Source organism: Mycobacterium sp. (assembly GCF_049683355.1).
In the GTDB taxonomy this organism is placed as follows: domain Bacteria; phylum Actinomycetota; class Actinomycetes; order Mycobacteriales; family Mycobacteriaceae; genus Mycobacterium.
Map to the genome: position 1 here is coordinate 1 of NZ_JBAUJB010000184.1, position 5,370 is coordinate 5,370.

Below are 5,370 nucleotides of genomic sequence, written 5' to 3' on the forward strand. Positions count from 1 at the left end.
CGAGCAGCTGCTTGTAGGCGGCGGCCAGGTCCTCGGCGGTCAGGGTGAGGTCGGAGGTGCGCAGCAGCCACTTGCCGTCATAGTGGGCTTCGCGTGCGGCTGCGGCGCGGTCGATGCGCAACAGCCCGGTCTTGGTGCGCCGCAACAGCCTGCGCAGCCCGGGCTTGCCCTTCAGGGAGCCGACCAGCTCGTCGCGGCGGCGGGCGGACCAGGCGTCGGAGCCGTCGATCAGCCCGGATAGGTGCTCGATGAGCCGTTCGCGCACCGCTGCGTCACGGGCGGCGGCATCCGGGTTGTGGCACACCACGAACCGCTCCGCGCGCGCCCCCTCGTTGTTGCCACCGCCGGGTGCCACCCGGACTTCTTTGACCTGCAGGTTGTCGGCGACGTCGTGGTAGCGGCCGGGGCGGGCCAGCGCGGCGGCGGCCTCGGCGTTGGTGTGGCGCAGCTTCTCGGCGTGGATGTAGTGCCCGCCGCCGCGGGTCAGGTAGGCGCGGTTGGCCGCCGAGGCGAACCCTCGGTCGGCGACCCACACCAGCCGGTGCAGGTTCCAGGCCCCCAGATCATCGTTGACCGTGCGGATGATCTTCTGGTCGCCGGTGTTGCCGGGGAAGCTCCAGCAGCGCACCGGGATCCCGTCGCGGGTGACCGCCATCGCGATCACCACCTGCGGCAGGTCATCACGATGGTCCTTGGACTTGCCGAACCGGCGCGCCCCGTTCTCGACCGGCTTGGCGGTGCCGTCGTCGGACTCGGGTTCGGGCGCCAGGTCGGCCAGCTCGTCGGCGCCGTCGACCTCCCAGTAGGTGGAGGTGGAATCGACGAAGACGATGTCGACGTCGAGGTTGAGCAGGTGCGCCACCGAGGCGAAGATCTGCGCCGCGATCTCGGGCAGTGCGTCGAGCAGGAAATCCATGGCCGCGTAGGCGGAGTCGTCGCTGAACTCAGGGCAGTCGAGGATCGCGGCCCGCTCGCCGACCCACCGGGTGGCGGCCACCTTGCTGCCCGGTTCCAGAGCACGCTGGGCCGCCAGCGCGAACAGCACCCGCTCGGCCACACTGCCCTCGACACGCCGGCCGGCGGCCACACGGCGCAGTGCCGCGCCGATGCCGAGCCGCTCCCACAACCACGCCCCGCCGAAACGCCGCGAGTCCAGCACCTCGATCTCGCCGGTGTGCCCGGCGGCGATCGCCTGCTGCGGGTCGAGGAACCGCGAGATCGACGCGACCAACCGGGCCAGCGCGTCGCGGTCCACGGCCTCGACGCGACCGAAGCTGTGGATCACCTTCGCCGAGGGCACCCCGGTGACCGGATGGCGTTCGCTGTGCGCCAGCTGCAGATACGACACCGTCGACCCGTCGCGGTTGCGCCGCTTCGTCTCCCGCAGCTACACACCTACACCACTAGCACGTATCCGCTGATCAGGTCCAGCGACACGCCCGAAATCGTGTGCCTACACAATCTGCAGTCCGCCCCGTCGGCCACCGCGGCCGCAAGACCGGCGAACCACCGCCCCGGGTGCGTGCGCCTACGGTAGGTGTGGTGTCCGCCGCCAAGGCGGTGGTGACCTGCGCCGATAAACGTGTACGGTCGGCGAGCTCACGCAGCATCCCCATCCCGGCATGTGACACGACGCCATGGCCGTCGGCGGATACTTTCACCCGTGATGCGACCGCGATATTCTTCACTCGCAAGATGCCTTCCCGTAGGAACGATTGACCTTCGAGAAGTCCAATATCCCTTGCAGGACAGGCGCTTTCGCATATCTACACACCACCGAAGGCAACATTCCACGGAAGAGATACGGGATAACCAGGTGTGCATCAAACATCAAACCCGGAGCGATTCAAGTGTTGCCAGAGCGGATTGACGGCATCCACTTTATCCGGTTAGGTTAACTATCTAACCGGGCCACTGTGGCCTCACTTTCGACCCTTAAGGAAGGGGTGTTGGCGTGATCACAGTGGTCAAACGCGTGTGGTTACCTTTGCTGATCGTGGCGGCATTGGCGATTGGCTTCGTCAGCATTTCCTACTTGCGGTCGGTCTTCGGATCGAATGGGGCCGTGGTGACGCCGGTGGGATCGGACACCGCCGAGGACTTCAACCCCACAGTCGTCACGTACGAGGTGTTCGGCACCGGCACCTTCGCGGTCATCAACTACACCGACCTCGACGGGTTGCCGCAACGGACGGGGGAGGTGAGCCTGCCGTGGACCCTGACGCTCGAGACGACCATCCCGTCGGTCAGGCCGGATCTCCTCGCACAGGGCGATGGCCAGTTCATCGGTTGCCGGGTCACCGTCGACGGCGAGGTGGAGGACGAAAGGACGGCTGAGGGCGTGAACGCGGCGACGTACTGCTTGGTGAAGGCGGCATGACGACTCATATCGGCGACACCGTAACCGGCGCCCTTCCTTCTGGTCATAAACCGCATCGGTCGCCGCTGGCCCGATTTATCCGGATTTTCGCCATTCCCATCGTCCTGGCGTGGATCGCGATCGTGGCCTTCCTCAATGTCGCCGTGCCGCAGCTCGAGGACGTCGGCGAGATGCGCGCGGTCTCGATGAGCCCCGATGACGCGCCCGCACTCATCGCCACCAAGCGTGTCGGCGCGGTCTTTGAGGAGTACACCACCAGCAGCTCGGTGATGATCGTGCTCGAGGGTGACGAACCCCTGGGCGCCGACGCGCACACGTTCTACGACGAAATCGTGCGCCAGTTGCGCGCCGACGCCGCCCACGTTCAGCACGTCCAGGACTTCTGGGGCGATCCTTTGACCTCGTCAGGCGCCCAGAGCATGGATGGCAAGGCTGCCTACGTGCAGGTGTACATCGCCGGTGACCAAGGCGAGTCACTGGCCAATGAGTCGGTCCAGGCGGTGCGCGATATCATCGCCGGAATCGAGCCGCCCGCCGGTGTGCAGGCCTACGTGACCGGGCCTGCGGCGTCGACGGCGGATCAGCGCGCCGTCGGCGACGCCAGCATGCGGACGATCGAGGCTCTGACGTTCGCCGTCATCATCACCATGTTGCTGCTGGTCTATCGCTCGATCGTCACGATGGTGATCACGATAGGGATGGTGGTCATCGGACTGCTCTCCGCGCGGGGGAGCGTCGCGTTCCTGGGCTATCACGAGGTCTTCGGGCTCACGACGTTCGCCACCAACTTGCTGGTGACGCTGGCCATCGCCGCCTCCACCGACTACGCCATCTTCCTCATTGGGCGCTATCAGGAGGCGAGAAGGGCAGGCGAGGATCGAGAGTCGGCCTACTACACCATGTTTCACGGCACCGCGCACGTGGTGCTGGCATCGGGGATGACGATAGCGGGCGCGGCGGCGTGCCTGCACTTCACCCGCCTGCCGTACTTCAACACCATGGGCTTCCCGTTGTCCATCGGCATGGTGGTCGTGGTGGCCGCTGCGCTGACGCTGGGTCCAGCGGTGATCTCGATCGTGACTCGGTTCGGGCGAGTCCTGGAGCCCAAGGGCATGAAGCGGGCCCGTGGGTGGCGGCGCATCGGAGCGGCCACGGTGCGTTGGCCTGGCGCGGTGCTCGTCATGGCGGTGGTTTTGGCTTTGGTGGGCCTGTTGACGTTGCCCGGCTACCACACCACGTATAACGACCGCCTCTTCCAGCCCCCCGACGTGCCGGCCAACGTCGGCTACGCGGCCGCCAATCGGCATTTCTCCGAGGCCAAGATGAATCCGGAACTGGTCATGGTGGAGGCCGATCACGACCTACGCAACCCCGCCGACTTCCTGGTGATCGACAAGATCGCCAAGGCGATGGTCCGCGTGCACGGCATCGCCCAGGTGCAGACGATCACACGGCCCGACGGCAAGCCGATCGAGCACGCGTCGCTGGCCTACACCGTCAGCCAGAGCGGCACGGGCCAGATCATGACCAACGATTATCAGCAGAAGGTGCTGGATAACACGCTCAAGCAGGCCGACGACCTGCAGGTCAGCATCGATTCGATGACGCGGATGCACAGTCTCACTTTGCAGATGGCCGACGTCTCGCGGCGAATGGCCGACAAGATGAGGACGACCTCCGAGCACACCAGCGAGGTCCGCGACCATCTGGCCGATTTCGACGACTTCTTCCGGCCGATCCGCAACTACTTCTACTGGGAGCCGCACTGCTACGACATCCCGGTCTGTTGGGCGTTGCGGTCGGTCTTCGACAGCCTCGACGGCATCAACACGTTGTCCGACGACTTCCAGGACCTGGTGCCCGACGTCGAAGAGTTGGCAACTTTGACGCCACAGCTGGCCGCCTTGCTGCCTGCGCAGATCCAGACGCTGCAGAACCAGAAACAGCTGCTGCTCAACCAGTACCAGGCACAGAAGGCGCAGCAGGACCACACCATGGCGGCGCAGGAGAACGCCACCGCGATGGGTGAGGCGTTCGACGCCGCCATGAACGACGACACCTTCTACCTGCCGCCGGAGGCATTCGAGACGGCGGACTTCCAGCGCGGCATCAAGCTGTTCCTCTCGCCCGACGGTCACGCCGTCCGGTTCACGGTGATCCACCAGGGCGACCCATTGACCGAGGAGGGTACCGAGCACATCGAACCGTTGCAGATCGCCGCCGTCGATGCCATAAAGGGCACGCCACTGGAAGGCTCTACGGTCTACGTAGGTGGCAGCGCCGCCACCTACCAGGACATGCAACAGGGCGCGGACTACGATCTGCTCATTGCAGGGGTCGCATCGCTGCTCCTCATCTTCCTCATCATGGTTGTGCTCACCCGGGCGATCGTCGCCGCAGCAGTCATCGTCGGCACCGTGGTGCTGAGTCTTGGTGCGTCCTTCGGCCTTTCGGTTCTGCTCTGGCAGCACCTCATCGGGATTCCGCTGCACTGGATGGTGCTGCCGATGGCGGTCATCGTCCTGCTCGCCGTCGGCGCGGACTACAACCTGCTTTTGGTCTCGCGGATGAAGGAGGAGATCTACGCTGGCCTGAACACCGGCATTATCCGGTCGATGGCGGGCAGCGGATCGGTGGTCACTGCGGCCGGCATGGTCTTCGCATTCACGATGATCTCCATGGCGATCAGCGATCTGACCGTCATCGGACAGGTCGGTACCACCATCGGTTTGGGCCTCCTGTTCGACACGTTCGTGGTGCGCTCACTCATGACGCCATCGCTGGCGGCCCTGTTCGGAAAGTGGTTCTGGTGGCCCATGCACGTACGTCAGCGCCCGCGTTCGCAGCCGTGGCCTACGCCTCGATCCTCCGATGCCATGGGGTCGATTGGACACCCCGCCAGCTGACTTCGTACCGGTAGACAACGTTCTCATCGCGGTTCGGAGCCGGTGGATGTGTGTTAGCTCGGCGTTGGCTCCATGCAGCCCAAG

General features: G+C 65.3%; 3 protein-coding genes and 1 pseudogene. 2 read left to right on the plus strand and 2 right to left on the minus strand.

The features are described from left to right. Both WA944_RS11040 and WA944_RS11045 read right to left on the minus strand, forming a co-directional pair. The coding region (locus tag WA944_RS11040; protein ID WP_526646925.1) for an IS1634 family transposase at positions 1 to 1,387 on the minus strand (1,387 nt) is incomplete at its 3' end. A gap of 77 nt (positions 1,388 to 1,464) precedes the next feature. Next, positions 1,465 to 1,688: pseudogene (locus tag WA944_RS11045) on the minus strand (IS1380 family transposase); the annotation flags it as partial. 266 nt (positions 1,689 to 1,954) lie between these two features. On the opposite strand from WA944_RS11045, the gene WA944_RS11050 reads away from it, so the two are divergent. Both WA944_RS11050 and WA944_RS11055 read left to right on the plus strand, forming a co-directional pair. Then, entirely contained in the window at positions 1,955 to 2,380 is a 426-nt protein-coding gene (locus WA944_RS11050; RefSeq protein WP_526375519.1) for an MmpS family transport accessory protein, read from the plus strand. After that, the gene (locus WA944_RS11055) at positions 2,377 to 5,286 is read left to right on the plus strand and encodes an MMPL/RND family transporter (protein WP_526375521.1); all 2,910 of its coding nucleotides are present in this window, start codon (positions 2,377 to 2,379) and stop codon (positions 5,284 to 5,286) included. Before WA944_RS11050 ends, WA944_RS11055 begins: the two co-directional genes overlap by 4 nt. Positions 5,287 to 5,370: the final 84 nt, after the last annotated feature.